19 protein-coding genes and 1 tRNA gene are annotated in these 16615 nt (G+C 53.7%); 15 read left to right on the top strand and 5 right to left on the bottom strand.

Annotation, left to right across the window (positions count from 1 at the left end; all coding sequences use genetic code 11):
• The first annotated feature begins 1 nt into the window (after position 1).
• The 4 genes from H6868_06520 (at position 2) to H6868_06505 (ending at position 2613) form a co-directional block, all read left to right on the top strand.
• Positions 2-877: a hypothetical protein gene (locus H6868_06520; GenBank protein ID MCB9988973.1), complete on the top strand. Its 876-nt coding sequence runs from the start codon at positions 2-4 to the stop codon at positions 875-877.
• A 5-nt stretch (positions 878-882) separates the two neighbouring features.
• Complete coding sequence (locus H6868_06515) at positions 883-1614, top strand: M48 family metallopeptidase (protein MCB9988972.1); 732 nt, start codon at positions 883-885, stop codon at positions 1612-1614.
• Between the two features lie 63 nt (positions 1615-1677).
• Positions 1678-1869, top strand: a complete 192-nt coding sequence (locus H6868_06510; GenBank protein MCB9988971.1) for a YegP family protein — start codon at positions 1678-1680, stop codon at positions 1867-1869.
• A 162-nt stretch (positions 1870-2031) separates the two neighbouring features.
• A complete protein-coding gene (locus tag H6868_06505; protein MCB9988970.1) occupies positions 2032-2613 on the top strand; it encodes a hypothetical protein in 582 nt (193 codons plus the stop codon).
• Between the two features lie 5 nt (positions 2614-2618).
• On the opposite strand, the gene ruvX is transcribed toward H6868_06505, so the two are convergent.
• Together ruvX and H6868_06495 are read right to left on the bottom strand one after the other, a co-directional pair.
• Complete coding sequence (gene ruvX, locus H6868_06500) at positions 2619-3110, bottom strand: Holliday junction resolvase RuvX (GenBank protein ID MCB9988969.1); 492 nt, start codon at positions 3108-3110, stop codon at positions 2619-2621.
• 1 nt (position 3111) lies between these two features.
• Complete coding sequence (locus H6868_06495; protein ID MCB9988968.1) at positions 3112-3474, bottom strand: STAS/SEC14 domain-containing protein; 363 nt, start codon at positions 3472-3474, stop codon at positions 3112-3114.
• Between the two features lie 75 nt (positions 3475-3549).
• On the opposite strand from H6868_06495, the gene gatC reads away from it, so the two are divergent.
• From gatC to H6868_06440, 11 genes are all read left to right on the top strand, one after another.
• Complete coding sequence (gatC, locus tag H6868_06490) at positions 3550-3837, top strand: Asp-tRNA(Asn)/Glu-tRNA(Gln) amidotransferase subunit GatC (protein ID MCB9988967.1); 288 nt, start codon at positions 3550-3552, stop codon at positions 3835-3837.
• 102 nt (positions 3838-3939) lie between these two features.
• Positions 3940-5430, top strand: coding sequence for an Asp-tRNA(Asn)/Glu-tRNA(Gln) amidotransferase subunit GatA (gene gatA / locus H6868_06485; protein ID MCB9988966.1), 1491 nt, complete (start codon positions 3940-3942; stop codon positions 5428-5430).
• A gap of 2 nt (positions 5431-5432) precedes the next feature.
• Positions 5433-5975, top strand: a complete 543-nt coding sequence (locus tag H6868_06480; GenBank protein MCB9988965.1) for a hypothetical protein — start codon at positions 5433-5435, stop codon at positions 5973-5975.
• A 23-nt stretch (positions 5976-5998) separates the two neighbouring features.
• Positions 5999-7453, top strand: coding sequence for an Asp-tRNA(Asn)/Glu-tRNA(Gln) amidotransferase subunit GatB (gene gatB / locus H6868_06475; GenBank protein MCB9988964.1), 1455 nt, complete (start codon positions 5999-6001; stop codon positions 7451-7453).
• Between the two features lie 2 nt (positions 7454-7455).
• Positions 7456-8175: a TerD family protein gene (locus H6868_06470; GenBank protein ID MCB9988963.1), complete on the top strand. Its 720-nt coding sequence runs from the start codon at positions 7456-7458 to the stop codon at positions 8173-8175.
• A gap of 22 nt (positions 8176-8197) precedes the next feature.
• A complete protein-coding gene (locus H6868_06465; GenBank protein ID MCB9988962.1) occupies positions 8198-8821 on the top strand; it encodes a cyclase family protein in 624 nt (207 codons plus the stop codon).
• Positions 8818-9708, top strand: coding sequence for a hypothetical protein (locus H6868_06460; GenBank protein ID MCB9988961.1), 891 nt, complete (start codon positions 8818-8820; stop codon positions 9706-9708). The genes H6868_06465 and H6868_06460 overlap by 4 nt, the downstream gene beginning before the upstream one ends.
• Positions 9709-9712: 4 nt before the next feature.
• Positions 9713-9940 (top strand): DUF4177 domain-containing protein, encoded by a 228-nt coding sequence (locus tag H6868_06455; protein ID MCB9988960.1) that lies wholly within the window; start codon positions 9713-9715, stop codon positions 9938-9940.
• 1 nt (position 9941) lies between these two features.
• Entirely contained in the window at positions 9942-10157 is a 216-nt protein-coding gene (locus tag H6868_06450) for a hypothetical protein (GenBank protein MCB9988959.1), read from the top strand.
• A gap of 53 nt (positions 10158-10210) precedes the next feature.
• Positions 10211-10302: transfer RNA gene (locus tag H6868_06445), tRNA-Ser, on the top strand.
• Positions 10303-10382: 80 nt separating this feature from the next.
• Positions 10383-11786, top strand: a complete 1404-nt coding sequence (locus H6868_06440) for a leucyl aminopeptidase family protein (GenBank protein ID MCB9988958.1) — start codon at positions 10383-10385, stop codon at positions 11784-11786.
• Here the strand turns inward: H6868_06440 and H6868_06435 are convergent.
• From H6868_06435 to clpB, 3 genes are all read right to left on the bottom strand, one after another.
• A complete protein-coding gene (locus H6868_06435; protein MCB9988957.1) occupies positions 11774-13165 on the bottom strand; it encodes a UDP-N-acetylmuramate--alanine ligase in 1392 nt (463 codons plus the stop codon). The genes H6868_06440 and H6868_06435 overlap by 13 nt on opposite strands.
• Positions 13162-13884: a hypothetical protein gene (locus tag H6868_06430; GenBank protein MCB9988956.1), complete on the bottom strand. Its 723-nt coding sequence runs from the start codon at positions 13882-13884 to the stop codon at positions 13162-13164. Before H6868_06430 ends, H6868_06435 begins: the two co-directional genes overlap by 4 nt.
• Positions 13885-13971: 87 nt before the next feature.
• Positions 13972-16584 carry an ATP-dependent chaperone ClpB gene (gene clpB, locus H6868_06425; GenBank protein ID MCB9988955.1) on the bottom strand — a complete coding sequence of 871 codons (2613 nt, stop codon included), beginning with the start codon at positions 16582-16584 and terminating at the stop codon, positions 13972-13974.
• Between the last annotated feature and the right edge of the window lie 31 nt (positions 16585-16615).

Raw genomic sequence — 16615 nt, 5'->3', positions numbered from 1 at the left:
TATGACTTTTCCTTACGACATATCCGCTGCGACACTTCCGCTGCTTGACAGCCGTGGTGCAGAACCTCTTTTATCCGCTTCCTTTCGCTATAATTTTATAAACAGGATCAGAACGTTCGATGAAAACGCATCCGACATCTACAGCCAGATGCAGGAAATTAACAAATTTATTGATGCACATGATATAAGCGCCATTCAGGACCCCCAAGAAGAACGGCAAACGGATCTGGTCACTATGCATGACGAGCTTGAATCCGCGTTTCGCCAGCAACTTGTAACCATTAATTATCTTCTGACTCTTCCCCACAAGCAGCACATTATATCAACGCTGGCGCAGGCGGTTCACGATTCAGCCCCGGAATCAGGATTTGATATACGGCCCTTTTGTGAGGATGCGGAATTACAGAAGGAAAAAGATAACCTGCTTGACGATGTCATGCCGTATCTGAAAAAAATGAGATACCTTTTCACGCTGGAAACCGGAAAAATACGGCAACAATCCTGTTTCCCCGAAGGTTTTCATGCTCTCATCCTTAACGGCGTCGAGATTGAAACCGGAGATATGAACGATATGATGGAATTTGATTTTTATCAGGAATTTGCCATGCCTCTGGGACTGGCTCCGTCTTTATCACCGGCCATGCAGGGTTATCTGGACCGGCATTGTCACAACGATGTCTATTTGCTGTCTTTTGCCACGGACGTCCTGAGCGGTAAAATTTCGGAAAATTTCCCCGGAAACTTTGATCTGGACGATCTTCCCGCCGACATCTTCAAGCAAGCCTGGAACAACAGACACAGACATTCAGGCGCAAAAGACCCGGACCTCGAACGCTTAAAAGCGCTTGATGCCAAGGGGCTTATTCCCGTATTTTAGAATACATGATCCCGCTTCTCAAACAGTTGCAACCGACCGAAGCCGATATTCTGGCGCTGTCGCCTCATCTGGCGATCCGGCGCAGCAAGCGAGCGCGACGTATGGCTCTGCGGATGGACAGCGCCGGACGCACGATGGTTCTGGTCCTGCCGGAGCGGGCTTCTCTGGCCAAGGCTTATGATTTTACCCGCAAGCACAGTGCATGGATCGAAAGCAAAATCAGCGCCCTGCCCGTTTCCATTCCGTTTCGGCCCGGCGCGATTATTCCTCTTTTGGGCAAAGAGCGCCTGCTTGTCGAGCATGAAGGCCGGGATTTTGTTCTGGAGGATACCTGCCTGCGGGTGCCGCCGGGACGCGCATCCTTCGAGACCCGCGTGCGGCGTTACCTGAAAGAAGAAGCGCGGCAGACCTTGACGGCACTGGCGCATGAAAAGGCCGAAGAAACGCGCAAGACCGTCAAAGGCGTACAGGTCCGGGACACCAAAAGCCGCTGGGGATCCTGCGGGCCGGATGGCCAGCTTTCCTTTTCATGGCGGCTGATATTCGCCCCGTGGGAAAGTCTCGATTACGTCGTTGCCCATGAAGTCGCGCATCTTAGCCATATGAACCACAGCAAGGCATTCTGGGATGTCTGCGCCGCGCTATCGACCGATTACAAAGCCGGGAAGAAATGGATCCGCGATCATGGTCATGATCTTATGCGCTATGGCAGAAAAAACAGCACCGATAAAAGTTGACACCTAAAATCATTTGCGCCTAGTCTTGCCTCATCCATCTTTAACATTTGAAGGAGAAAGACCATGGCACACCCATGTTTTCAAATGAAGAAATCTAAAAACGGTGATTTCTATTTTTGCCTGACGGCAAAAAACGGCCAAATCATCGCTCAATCTGAAATGTATTCCAGCCGTTCCGCCTGTGAAAACGGGATTCGTTCCGTACAGGAAAATGCACCGGCAGCGGATATTGACGATCAAACGCAGGCGGCTTAACCCTGCTTGTCCGTTATAAAGTCTTTTTAAAAAACGGGGACGGTTTGCCCCCGTTTTTTATGGGCGAAACAAGATATCGCCCTAATAATTTTGTTTATGGAATTGACAGCCCCCCTTGTTTAACGTAAAAACTTTTCATAATGCTGAGACAAGGGGGTATAAATGGGACTAACCGCAAAAAGACTGGCAAACAGAGAAAAAAAGCAAAGGGTGCGCGAAGAAGCAAAAGCGGGCATCATTCAAGATATAAAACGCGCCCTTACCTATGAACAGTTGCTTAGCAAACATTCCCCAAAGATCTTGCTCCAGATTTTGGCAAACCTCGCTCTTGAACAGCGCCACCTTGTAGACCGTGCCCTGGGGAAACCACCGCAAGACCACCTAATCTTGATTGATGAGTGTTTGCCGCTTCAGCTCTTTCCTGATGTGCATCGAGATTTTGGCAGGGCTATTGCCGCCCCTCATGTTGTTCCACAAAAAACCAAGGACGACGCGCTTTATGCAATAGCAGCAAAGATAGGAGTCCACACCATTCTCACAAATGATGGCCGTCAAACCGGCAATAAGAATTTATGCGCCATTGCGAACCGTCACTATCAGACGAATGAAGCACAATGTCCGGGGATAATCGTTATAAGTCAGGCTGTCGATCAGGGATTATCTGAACTTAACGCCAATAGACGTCTTGTGCATGACTATCTGGCAAGCCGTCCGTCCCGCATTCTGGATTTGCGCCCGTCATAGACATGTTATTTCTGCAAATAATCCACTGCGCCCTGTAATATCACCTGAGCGGCGAGTTTATCTATGAGCCCGCTATCCTTTGCTCCGCGCCGGGTTGCGCGTTTTTCCACAAATTCATCCACAAAACTCTCCACAGAAACTGTGGATAACCTCTCATCCCAGAGAGCAACCCACGGATCAGCACCGAAAATGCCCGGATGTTTTGTCATTTCATCGGCAAACGCCCGGACCCGGTCGCAGGACGGCCCTTCGCTGCCGTCCATATTAACCGGCCAGCCAAGGACATAGCCGCCGATTTCATATTCACGGATGACTTTGGCCAGTTCCTGTATATCCTGGGTGAATTTCGTGCGCTTGACCGTTTGCAACGGCGTCGCCAACGTCCAGCCGCTATCCGACACGGCCAGGCCAATCGTGGTCTTGCCGATATCCAGCCCCAGCAAACGGGCGCGGGGTGGGCATTGGCTGCCGATCTCTTTCAAAGGGCCAACGGGCATTCTATTCCGCCACCCAGACTTTGGCCTGCTCCAGCTCCTCGATTTTGAACAGCTTCATGCGGCCCATCATCATGAAAGAAAACGCATGCAACATCATGCGTATCCATTCAACGTCCGAGACAACCGCCACGCGCTCCCATGCCGTCAGGTGAGACAACCCCAGTTTTGCGTCATCCCACATCGCGCCGGCATCGTAGCCCTGAAAGTCCGCCGCCGTAACGTACAAGACGCGAACTTTATCCTGTTTTTCCAGCCTTTCCTCGACAGCGGGGATCAGCACCGTTTCATAATCATGCGCCGTAACCATGCCTTCTGCGACAACGCCCAGCACGTTTTCGGGAACATCTTTCATTAAAGTCAGCATTTTTCAAACTCCTCCTTGCACATAACGTACCTCGGTGCTAAAAAATCTAGGCTTTTAACCAAGGAAATACAAGTCATGTCAATGGATGAAAAAACCGTTCGTAAAGTCGCCAATCTGGCGCGGCTGAAAGTTACGGATGAAGAGGTTACAGTTCGCGCCACCCAGCTTTCCAATATTCTGGGATTTGTTGAGCAACTGGATGAAGTGAATACCGACAATATCGAACCCCTGCCCTCGCCGGTGGATATCAAGCTGCGCCTGCGTGAAGACAAGGTTACGGATGGTGATTGCGCGCAGGATGTTCTGGCCAATGCGCCGGAAGAGATGGAAGATTTTTACGTTGTCCCGAAAGTGGTGGAATAAAGATTTGCCCCTGTCATCCTGAGCATAAGCGAAGGATCTTAGGATGACCCGTTACATGAGATTCTTCGCTTCGCTCAGAATGACAGTTTAAGAGATACAAAAATGACCGACCTGACCCATTTGACGATTACGGAAGCCTTGAAAGGGCTGGAGAACAAAGAGTTCACGGCTGTGGAGCTGACACAGGCGCACATCAGCGTCATGGAAGCGCATCGCGGCCTGAATGCCTATATCACGGAAACACCGGAGATTGCACTGGCGCAGGCCAAAGCGTCCGACGAACGCCGCGCGGCCGGCAAGGCCGGGGCGCTGGAAGGTATTCCGGTAGGGATCAAGGATCTGTTCTGCACCAAGGGCACGAAAACCACGGCCGGCAGTAAAATTCTGGAGAATTTCGTTCCTACGTACGAATCCACAACAACGCAAAAATGGTTTGATGACGGCGTAGTTATGCTGGGCAAGCTCAACCTTGATGAATTTGCGATGGGGTCTTCGAACACGACCAGCGCGTATGGTGATGTGATTAATCCATGGCGCAGCCAGAGCAATCCTGAGGCCGACCTGGTGCCCGGCGGATCGTCCGGCGGCTCTGCGGCTGCCGTTGCCGCCCGGATGTGCATGGGGGCGACGGGGACAGACACGGGCGGGTCAATCCGTCAACCTGCCGCGTTTTGCGGTATTCCGGGCATTCGCCCGACCTATGGCCGCTGCTCCCGCTGGGGGATTGTGGCGTTTGCTTCATCGCTCGATCAGGCCGGGGTGTTTGCCCGCACGGTCGAGGATTGCGCCCTGCTCCTGAAATCCATGAGCGGGTTCGATCCCAAAGATTCCACATCGGCCAACATTCCGGTGCCGGACTTTGCATCGGCTATCACGGGGGATGTCCGCGGCCTGAAAGTCGGAATTCCGAAAGAATACCGTCTGGACGGTATGCCGGACGAAATCGCCAAGCTGTGGCAACAAGGGGAAGACTGGCTGAAGGCCGCCGGAGCCGAGATTGTTGAAGTTTCTCTGCCGCACACGAAATATGCCCTGCCCGCTTATTACATTATCGCGCCGGCAGAGGCTTCGTCCAACCTCGCGCGTTATGACGGCGTGCGTTACGGCCTGCGCGTTGATGAAGGCGGCGACCTGAAAGACATGTACGAAGCCACCCGCGCCGCGGGCTTTGGCGATGAAGTCAAACGCCGGATTATGATCGGCACGTACGTGCTGTCCGCCGGGTACTATGACGCCTACTACGTCAAGGCGCAGCGTGTCCGCCGCCTGATCCAGAACGACTTTATCGAGGCCTACAAGACATGTGACGTGCTGCTGACCCCGGCAACGCCGAGCGCCGCTTTTGCAATTGGCGAAAACGAAGACGATCCGCTGAAAATGTACCTGAACGACGTGTTCACGGTCACGGTTAACATGGCGGGCCTGCCGGGCATGAACGTTCCGACGGGGCTGTCTTCCGATGGCCTGCCGCTGGGGCTGCAATTGATCGGCAAGGCATGGGATGAGGAAACCTTGTTCCGGGTCGGCGGCGTTCTCGAAGAAGCTGCGAACTTTACGGCTTTACCGCAACTGGTCACAAAGAAAGCGGCATAGGGATGATTAAATATTGCCTGACATTTTTGTTTGTATTGCTTACCGCCCTGCCCGCGCAGGCGCAAACGCCTGTCAGCGATAAAATGGCCGATATCTATTTTAGCAACTGCATCGCCAAGCGCGACGAGCGGATGACTATCGACACGCAGGAAATCATGTGCCAATGCACGGCGCTGCTCTATCAAAAAAACATGAGCGTCGAAGAGCTGCAGGTCATGGCGCAAAACGATCAGGCGGGCCGCAATGCCCTGAACAGGATGCTGGTTTTGGTTTACGCCCCCTGTATGGAATTCCCGGTTCGCGACCTGATTTACTATCGCTGCATGGAAAACAAATTCCAGTCCCAGAAAGGGATATGCGGCTGCCTCGCCGATAAAATGGCGCAATATACGGCTGAAAGCGCGGCTGATAAACTGAGCGCGGTTCTCCGGAACAGCCCCAATATTACCGATCCGATGGAACCGATCGTCAACAGCCCGGAGTTCGCACAAATGGAAAAGCGTCTGGCACTGAGCTGTATTCAGGAAGATGCCGCCCCTAAATAATACGCACTTATACGGAGTAAAAAATGGCTTATCTTATCAAAGGTGAAACAGGCGAATGGGAAATTGTGATCGGGATGGAAGTCCATGCCCAGGTCACTGTCCAGTCCAAACTTTTTTCTGGAGCCTCCACGGAATTCGGTGCTTCGCCGAACAGCCAGGTCAGTCTGGTTGACGCCGCCATGCCGGGCATGCTGCCGGTGCTGAATGAAAAATGTGTCGAACAGGCCGTGCGTACCGGGCTGGGCCTGAATGCGAAAATCAACACCTACTCTGTGTTTGAGCGGAAGAACTATTTTTATCCTGACCTGCCGCAAGGGTACCAGATTTCACAATTCCTGCACCCGATTGTCGGTACGGGCGAGATCGAGATTGACCTGCCGGACGGCAGCGTTAAGACCATCGGCATCACACGCCTGCATCTGGAACAGGATGCCGGTAAATCCTTGCATGACCAGCACCCGAGCAAGTCATTCGTTGACCTGAACCGCTCCGGCTGCGCGTTGATGGAGATTGTGTCCGAACCGGATATCCGCGGCGCCGAAGAAGCTGCGGCCTACCTGTCCAAATTACGGATGATCCTGCAATATCTGGGCACCTGTAACGGGAACATGGAAGAAGGGTCCATGCGGGCCGATGTGAACGTATCTGTGCGTAAACCTGGGGATGAGCTGGGCACGCGTACAGAAACGAAAAATGTTAATTCTCTCAAAGCGGTACATCAGGCTATTGATTTTGAGGTTGAACGTCAGATCGCGCTAATCGAGAGCGGCGGCACCGTCGTGCAGGAAACCCGCCTGTGGGATCCGAACAAGATGGAAACCCGCTCGATGCGCTCCAAGGAAGAAGCGCATGACTACCGCTATTTCCCGGACCCGGATTTGCTGCCTCTGGAGATCGAGCAAAGCTTTGTCGACCAGATCAAAAGCGGCCTGCCGGAGCTGCCGGACCAGAAGAAACACCGTTTTATGGACACATACGGCCTGTCTTTGTATGACGCCAGCGTCCTGATCGCCGAGCGGGCGCGCGCCGAATACTTCGAAACTGTCGCCAACGACAATGATGCTAAGCTGGCCGCTAACTGGGTGATTAACGAGCTTTTGGGCGCGTTGAACAAAGACGGTAAAGCCCTGAAAGCCTCCCCGATCAGCGCAGCGCAACTGGGGGGCCTGATTGCCCTGATCGCCGACAACACGATTTCCGGTAAAATCGCCAAGGACGTGTTTGCCGAAATGTACGCCACCGGCAAGGATGCCGCCGCGATCGTCGAGGAAAAAGGGCTGAAGCAAGTCACGGATACCGGCGCAATCGAAGCGATTGTCGATGAGGTCATCGCCGAAAACCCGGATAATGTCGCCGCTTACCAGAGCGGAAAAGACAAATTGTTCGGCTTTTTCGTCGGTCAAGTCATGAAAAAATCGCAAGGCAAGGCGAATCCCGCTATGGTAAACGAGTTGCTTAAGCAAAAACTCGGAGGATAAAGATGGGATTGCTCACCGGACCGGCAACGGGAGAGGTTGTCGAGATATCCGTTACCATGGAAGCCAAGCAGCGCCTTGTCGCCGGTCTTTCGTGGGATCCCCGGCCGGACGAAGAAGTCGGAAAGAAAGAGCGCAAAAAATATCGCTGGGCGCAGCTAAAAAAATCCATCGGTATGATGATGGAAAATCCGGAAATGCTTTCCTATTTCATGAAACGCCCCGGCTCCATGAAAGAAAAAAGCGACCATCAAGGACGGCAATCCGAATATCCCTATTACGATCTCGACCTCCATTGCTTTATCTATGACAACACAGGGCAATTTTATGCCGTTATTGATCCGTCGGCTGAGCATGCAACGGACCCAAGCCATAAAATCTACCACAGCGGCGAAGATATGGAGGGGCACCGGAAGTATGACGACGAGCAAATCCATATCGAACTGAAAGGCCTGCCGGACAACCTGACTGAATTCGTGTTCATGATCGAAAGTGATTGTATGCATGAGTTCGACAAAGTCCTGAATCCGGCGGTGAGATTTGCCGATGCCTACACCAACAAAAACTTCCTGCAGGTCCAGATCGGCGATCTCCCCGACAGTAACGCGTTTGCTTTTGTTTTTTGCCGGGTTTTCCGGCGTGATGATAAATGGTTTATCCAGAATATCAGCGAATTTACGGATTTTGACCAAAACTGGCCGGAATATTTGAAACGATATTTGTAACGGCGTGTGAAGGAGAAACTGAATGACGACTCTGGTTGATCTTACACATACGTTTACCAGTGACATGCCCGTTTATCCCGGTGATATCTGCTCCAAGCTGTATCAGGATATGACCTATGAAGAAGGCGCTATAAACCATAGCCGGGTTGAAAGCGGCCTGCATGTCGGCACACACATCGACGCGCCCTTTCATATGGTCGATGGCGGTGCCTATGTTTCCGATATCCCCGTCAGCCATTTTCAAGGACGCGGTCATATTATTGATGCCCGCGGCAAAAAAAGCGCCACAGCCGCTTTGCTTGAAAACAAGCCTATCGGAAAAGGCGACATTGTTCTGGTCTATACGGGTTGGGACAAAAAATTCCGCGAGCCTGATTATTATGAAGATTACCCGGAAATTGCGGAAGACTTCGCCCATGCCCTGATTGCAATGCAGGTTGCCCTTTTGGGGATCGACACGCCGTCCCCCGACCGCGAGCCTTACCCCATCCACAGGTTGCTTCTCCCGGAAAATATTTTGATTATAGAAAATTTGACCAATCTGGAATCCGTTCCTGCGGACCGCCCGTTTAAAATCCATGCCTATCCTGCAAAATACAAAGCCGACGGCGCGCCTGTCAGGGTCGTTGCCGAAATAGAAGAATGACGGCCCTCGCCCCGCATATCTGGTGGGTCGCGGCCTTTGCCGCCAGTATTTTTGCGGCTCTTTACAGCACAGGAAACCAATATTTCAAGCTTCCCGGTAAAACACTGGTCTTTTTTCGTGGTTTTGCCCCTGTTCTGGCGTTCACCCCGGCTTTGTTTTTTATAGAATGGCCACGCCAGCCGCTTTTTTATGTGTTGCCTGTTCTATCGTCCTTTTTGTCGCTATATGCCGACACGCGTTATCTGCAAGGATCAAACCAGTATGGCGGCGGTGTTCTGACCCGCCTGCGGCCCGTCACCCTGTGGGCTCTGTTTGCGCTCTGGTTTATTTTTGACAGCGGGGAGCGCGCCAGCCTGATGGCCGATCTTCCCCGTTTCCTCAGCATTATCGCCGTTTTGTTTATTGCTGTGTTTGCCGCTATGCGGCTGGCAAAGTGTCCTGTCAGCACCGAGGCTTTCCTGTTTTTCGGGCCGGCCTTGTTTGCCGCCGTGTTCGTCAATTTTCTCGTCAAGGTGGGCATGGATATGAGTCCTGTTTTCAGCGGCATTATTTTATTCCCCTGGATCGAGGGTCTTATGATTGCCCTGCTTACTCTGGCCCATCATGGCTGGCATCAGGATTTGTCTATCCGGCATATCTTTGAAAGAAAAATGCTGAAGGCCGGAATTTTTCTCGGAATCGCGATGATCGGCCTGATTATTTGCAAAAATTTCGCTTTCACTTATGCGTCCAATCCGGCTTATGTCGTGGCGATAACCTATATTGCGCCATTTTGGGTGGCCCTGTATTACAAACTGACAGGGCACACGGAAAAAGCCGATGTACGAATGGGACTGATTTTTGTATTATCGGCCATAGCGCTGGTTTTGCTTAACAACGCAGGATAGAAATATGACCCAGAAATATGAATACAAAGTCATTCTTTACCGGGAAAGCATGCTGGGATCGCTGTTTCTCGGTGGATCGAAAGTCGACCCGATCAAATTTTCAGAATTTTTAAACCGGAACGGCGCCGATGGCTGGAAAGTTGTAACGATGGAAAAAGAAAGCCGCCGTATGTTGCTGTTTTTCGACCGTGAGGCTTTTCTGGTTGTCATGGAACGCCCGATTGGAGGATAAAATGCACCAGTTTCTCATTTATTGCCTGATTACCATTGCTGTCGTAGCGGCGGCGCTGACCATCGGTCAAATCTGGTTCGACATTCTGAGCTGGGCGGTTGCATGGAAAGCCTTTATAACGCTCGGTATTTTGTTTGTCCTGATCGGCTTTTTGATGGTTGTCAAAGCCGATTTCGGCCAGCATAAAAAGCTCAAGGATGAAAATTACCTCGACTAGCGCGATAAAGTCTTGATCTGGCGTGCGAACGCTGGTAATTCATACCCTTCGATGGAGACGTGGCCGAGTGGCTGAAGGCGGCGGTTTGCTAAACCGTTGTACGGGTAACACCGTACCGGAGGTTCGAATCCTCTCGTCTCCGCCATTTGCTCTCTGTCCAAACCCCCTGATTTTTCTTATACTGGGAATAGCTTGAATCGCTGTTTAACCGTTGAAAGAGTTCCCATGTCCTCATGTTTCCTGACTAAAACGTCGCAAACGCCTGTCACCATTCACCCTCTGGATACGAGCCGGTTTAAAAGCTGGCAGAAAAAACAGGGCAAAGCCCTGCAGGCGCAGATTGGTAATGAGGGATTTAGCGCCAAGCCGGGACAAATCCTGATTCACAGCGGCAAAGACGGCGGGCTTTCCCATGTTCTGATCGGCGTTAGCGACCCTTTGGGGCTTTATGATCTTGCGGCGGGGTTTACCGCGCTGGAAAAATCACTGGCGGCGGATTTTCTGAAAAAAGCCGCGTTTGCTCTGGATGAAACGGGCCTGACGGCCGAAGCGCTGAACCGGGCCTGTATGGGCTGGGGACTGGCCGGTTACCGGTTTGACACCTACAAAAAGAATGAGGCTCCCCGCCCCCGGCTGCTCTGGCCCAAGGGGGCCGACAAAAAACGGGTGCAGGCCTTTATCGAGGCGATCAGCCTGATCCGCACCCTGATTAACACCCCGGCCAACGATCTGGGGCCGGAAGAGCTTGAAAAGGCGGCGCGTGATCTGGCGGCGCCGTTTGACGCCAAGATCAAAGTCACAAAAGGCGCGGCGCTGGAAAAAGGATTCCCGCTGGTTCACGCCGTCGGCAAGGCCAGCCCGCGTGCTCCGCGCCTGATTGAGCTGCGCTGGGGCAAGCCCAAAGACCCCAAGATCACGCTGGTTGGCAAGGGTGTGTGTTTTGATACCGGCGGCCTGAATTTGAAGCCCGGCACGTATATGGCCCTGATGAAGAAGGATATGGGCGGCGCGGCGCATGTTCTGGCGCTGGCGCAGTTGATTATGGGCCTGAAACTGCCCGTGTGCTTGCGGGTGCTGGTTCCGGCGGTCGATAACGATGTATCCGGCGGCGCGTTCCGGCCCGGTGACGTTCTGCAGAGCCGTAAAGGACTGACCGTGGAGAACACCAACACAGATGCCGAGGGCCGTCTAATTCTGGCCGATGCGCTGGCTTATGGCTGTGAAGATAAACCGGAGCTGCTGATTGATTTCGCCACGTTGACAGGCTCGGCGCGGGCGGCGCTGGGGCCGGATGTCCCGCCCTTTTTCAGTAATAGCGACAAAGTCGCCACGAGCCTGCAAAAATGTGCCGACAGCAACGAAGATCCGCTGTGGCGCATGCCGTTATGGCAGCCTTATCACGATAAAAACAAAAGCCCGATTGCCGATCTGGTCAACAGCGCGAAATCGCCGGGTGACCTGATTTATAGCGGTCTGTTTCTACAAAGCTTCGTGGAAGCCGGGCAAGACTGGGTTCATCTGGATGTGTACGCGTGGCAGGATTCCGGGACCCCCGGTAAGCCCATGGGCGGCACCGATATGGGTCTGCGCGCGGTCTTTGCCCTGCTGGAAGAGCGTTACCGGACGTGAGCTAAAATCGCCGCTGCAAAATCCGTCAGGGTATCGTCACGGGCGCCCATAATGACGATGCGATCGCCCGGTCGCGCTTCTTCTGTCAGAAACGGGATAATCTCCGCGCGGGTTTCAAAAAACTGCGCCTGTTTGCCGGCTGTTTTGACGTCCTCAATAATATCACGGGCAGAGATGACTTTGTCAGCCGTGCCGCCGGCATAATAAATTTCCGGCATCAAGAGAATATCATCGTCCCCCAGCCCTTCCGCAAAGGCCTGCACCAGTCCGGCGCGCAATAACTTTGTCGGGCCGAAACCATGTGATTGAAACACGGCGAGAATCCGCCCTGGAAATGCCCGCAACGTTGCCAGAGACGCGGCGATCTTATCCGGGTTATGGGCGAAATCGTCAATGACGGTGATGTCGTTGGCCGTCCCGACGACTTCCATACGGCGATGAACACCCGTAAAGCTCTCCATAGCCTGCGCGGCGTCTTTCACAGGAATCCCCGTCAGCCGCGCGGCGGCGATCGCGGCCAGAGCGTTCGATACGTTATGCCGTCCCGGCACGATCAGGGATACACGCTGGCCGTCGAGTTCAAAGTCCATGCCGGTGGGGGATGGCTTTAAATTCACCGCATTCAAATCCGCGTTGATGTTTTCAATTCCGTAAGTAACAGTCTGCGGATGAACAGCTTTTAACTGCGCGGCTTCCGGGTCATCCAGATTTATCACCGCGCCCTGCCCGGCCTTGCTTACAAAGTCATGAAACAGCGGTCTTAGCTCACTCAGGGGTTTATGATCGAGCGTTACATTGTTCAAAACCGCTATACAGGGGGTAAAAAGTGCGATTGAACCGTCACTTTCGTCCAATTCAGCGATAAAAACGTCACTTTTTTTATCATTTATCACCAAATTGGTCGGTGTATGTGTCTTTTTATCTAAAAAATTCAGCATTAAGCCGCCATTGACGATTGTTGGCGCTTTGCCGCATTTTTGAAAAATATGCCCCGTCATGGCCGTCACCGTGGTTTTGCCGCTGGTGCCGCCGATACCGATACTGATCGGCACCGCATTAAACAGCGCCGCCAGCAATTCGGCCCGTTTGATAACCGGAATGCCTTTATCCAGCGCCGCCCGTACATCGGGGATCGTATCCTCAACAGCGCTGGAGACGACCAGATGACCGGTATCGGCCGTTATGCCGCTGCCGTCCTGGGGAAACAGCGTTATCCCGTTATCCTGCAATGATTTGAATTTTTCGGGACTTTGGCCCCGGTCATACGCCCGATCTGAACCGCTGACAACATGCCCCTGCGCCCGGAGCAACAGAGCCAGCGCGCTCATGCCGCTGCCCCCGATCCCGCACAAAAAATAGTTTTCAGGTTGCTTACTCATTCCCCGTAAGGCGGCGTTATCGTAGCCGGGATTTCATAGCCCTGCGAATCACGCTGAACATCGAAGACCTGCGGGTTCATGGAATGGGTCAAACCTTCGGAGTCATTAGCCGCTGGCGTTTCTTCCCCGCCCTGCACGGTAAAGCTACCGCCCGTAACCTCTGTCATTTCCGAAGTCCGTTCGATCAATTCCCCTTCGCGGTCGATTCTCTGCAGGGTCGGTGTTTGCTCATAACGATCCCGCTGGAGCGCCGAGCGGCCCGGACGGAATTCCTCCATCCCCATGACGGACGGGTTTTCGTTCAGGAATTTCTGGTACGCGGGTAGAGGCATCGGCGTTGCCGGGATATCCGTGAAATCGACAACGACCGTGTCCGGGAACTGGTACATCGCGGCCGTTTCATAATCGACCAATGCCCCTATGCCGGCATTCGCCACATTCATCCTTAGGCTGTTTTCATTAATCGTCGGCTCGACGACCACTTCCTTCACCCGGTTGCCCGCCGCCAAACAACGCAATTTGAACGGCTTTTTCGATTTGGTGATGGTCAACGTTTTCGGTGCCCGGATTTTGTATTTCAAATCACGGTTTTCCAACGTACAGAGCGCCTCATGCGCGCCGGGTGTTTCAACGGTGACTTCCTGCTGTGATTTATCAATCACGGTCGAACAGGCCGACAAAAGCAAAACAGACAGGGACAAAACAGAAAAGCGTATCATGGCGAACTTCATCAGGTTTGTTGGTGTTCCAGTAAAATCAGAACAACTGTACCACCAAGATATTGTCCGACCAAGAGAAAGCTTGCCTTAAGCCACAGAGCGTTCCTTTTTGCCGGCTTTCGGTCCGTCTATTTTGAAATCCAGATGATCGCCCTTGACGCTGACACTTACCGCCGCGCCGTCGGCAATCGTGCCCTCCAGGATCAGTTCCGCCAGGCGGTTTTGCAGTTCGGACTGGATCACGCGTTTCAGCGGTCTTGCGCCATAAGCGGGCTCGTACCCCTTATCGGCAAGCCATTTGGTCGCCTTGTCATCCAGATTGAGCGTAATATGGCGGTCCGCCAGCAGGTCGCGCAGATATTTAAGCTGGATATCGACGATCCCGGCCATCTGGTCGCGGCCAAGGCGGCGGAACAGCAGGATTTCATCAAGACGGTTGAGGAATTCCGGACGGAACGAAGACCGGACCACATCCATCACCTGGTTCCGGACGGCTTCGACATCTTCGCCTTCGGGCTGATTCACAAGATGTTCCGCCCCCAGGTTAGAAGTCATAATCAGGACGGTATTGGAGAAATCAACCGTGCGCCCCTGCCCGTCGGTCAGGCGGCCATCATCGAGGACCTGCAGCAGGATATTAAAAACATCCGGGTGCGCTTTTTCAATTTCATCAAATAAAACAACCTGATACGGCCTTCTTCTTACAGCTTCCGTTAAGGCCCCGCCCTCATCATAACCGACATAGCCCGGCGGCGCGCCGATCATGCGGGCAACGGAGTGTTTCTCCATATATTCGGACATATCGATCCGGACCATCGCACTGTCGTCATCGAACAGGAATTCAGCCAGCGCTTTGGTCAACTCGGTTTTCCCGACCCCGGTCGGGCCGAGGAACAGGAATGATCCAATCGGGCGGTTCGGGGCCTGCAAGCCCGCGCGGGAACGGCGGATCGCGTTGGCGACCGCGTGAACGGCTGCATCCTGGCCGACGACCCGCTGGCGGATTTTATCTTCCATGCCGAGCAGCTTTTCGCGCTCCCCTTCCATCATCTTATCGACCGGGATCCCGGTCCAGCGGCTGACGATGGCGGCGATCTCATCCGATGTCACTTCTTCGTTAATCAGGTTCTGCCCCTGCATTTCCGCAGATTTGGCCAGCTTTTCCTCCAGATCGGGAATCGTGGAATGCATCAGCTCCCCGGCTTTGGTCCAGTCCCCGGCGCGCTGTGCGCGTTCCAGCTCGATACGCGCCTGATCCAGCTTTTCAGTCAGTTTCTGACCGGATTGCAGCTTCTCTTTCTCCGCTTCCCACTGGCCGGTCAGATCGCTGGCCTTGCTTTCCAGCTCGTCCAGTTCGGCTTCCAGCTTATCAAGGCGGTCTTTGGTGGCTTTGTCCTGTGCTTCCTTCTTCAGCGCCTCGCGCTCGATCTTGAGCTGCATGATGCGGCGGTCAAGCTCATCAACCTCCTCTGGCTTGGAATCAACCTGCATCCGCAGCCGCGAGGCCGCTTCGTCCATCAGGTCGATAGCCTTATCCGGCAGGAAACGGTCGGTGATGTACCTGTTCGATAAGGTCGCGGCGGACACGATCGCGGAATCGGTAATCCGGACGCCGTGATGCATTTCGTATTTCTCTTTCAGGCCGCGCAGGATCGAGATCGTGTCTTCAACCGTCGGCTCTTCGATAAAGACCGGCTGGAAGCGCCGGGCAAGGGCCGCGTCCTTTTCGATATATTTGCGGTATTCATCCAGCGTCGTGGCGCCGATCATATGCAGTTCGCCGCGCGCCAGGGCGGGTTTGAGCATATTCGAGGCATCCATCGCCCCGTCCGCCTTGCCGGCTCCGACAATCGTATGCATTTCATCAAGGAACAGGACGATTTCACCGGAAAAGGAGCGAATCTCGTCCAGCACCGCTTTCAGGCGCTCCTCGAATTCCCCGCGGAATTTCGCCCCGGCGACCATCGCGCCAAGATCAAGCGCCATCAGCTTCTTGCCTTTCAGGCTTTCGGGGACATCGCCGTTAATGATGCGCAGGGCCAGCCCTTCCGCAATCGCGGTCTTCCCTACCCCCGGCTCCCCGATCAGCACCGGGTTGTTCTTTGTCCGGCGCGAGAGCACCTGGATCGTGCGGCGAATCTCTTCGTCCCGGCCAATGACCGGGTCCAGCTTGCCGTCCTGTGCCGCTTCGGTCAGGTCGCGGGCATATTTGGACAGCGCGTCAAACTGGCCTTCCGCCGTGGCCGTATCGGCCGTACGTCCCTTACGCATGTCGTTGATGGCCTGGTTCAGGCGTTGCGGGGTGATCCCGGCACCCTGCAGGATCCCTTCAATATCAGAAGCCTTGGCAACGCTCATCGCCTGCAGAATCCGCTCACCGGTGACAAACTTATCCCCAGCTTTTTCCGCCAAATTCAACGCGTTATCCACAATTTTTGCCAGATCGGTTGAAATACGCAGGCCGCTGCCGCCGCCTGTCACTTCCGGGATTTTGGCCAGCGCCGCATCGACATCCTTGCCCAGACGGTCAACATCGCCTTCCGCCGCCTGGACCAGCTTTTTCACCAGCCCGTCTTCGTCATCCAGCATCACGCGCAGCAGATGCTCCGGCTCCAGAGACTGGTTATTCCGGCGCATGGCAAGCGTCTGCGCCTTTTGCAGGAACCCGCGTGATTTTTCGGTAAAGCGTTCAAAGTCCATAGTCATACCATCCCGTTTAGATCTATGAATA

The organism is Rhodospirillales bacterium, from assembly GCA_020638175.1.
Lineage (GTDB): Bacteria > Pseudomonadota > Alphaproteobacteria > Micavibrionales > Micavibrionaceae > JACKJA01.
This window is presented reverse-complemented; position numbering and strand designations above follow the sequence as displayed.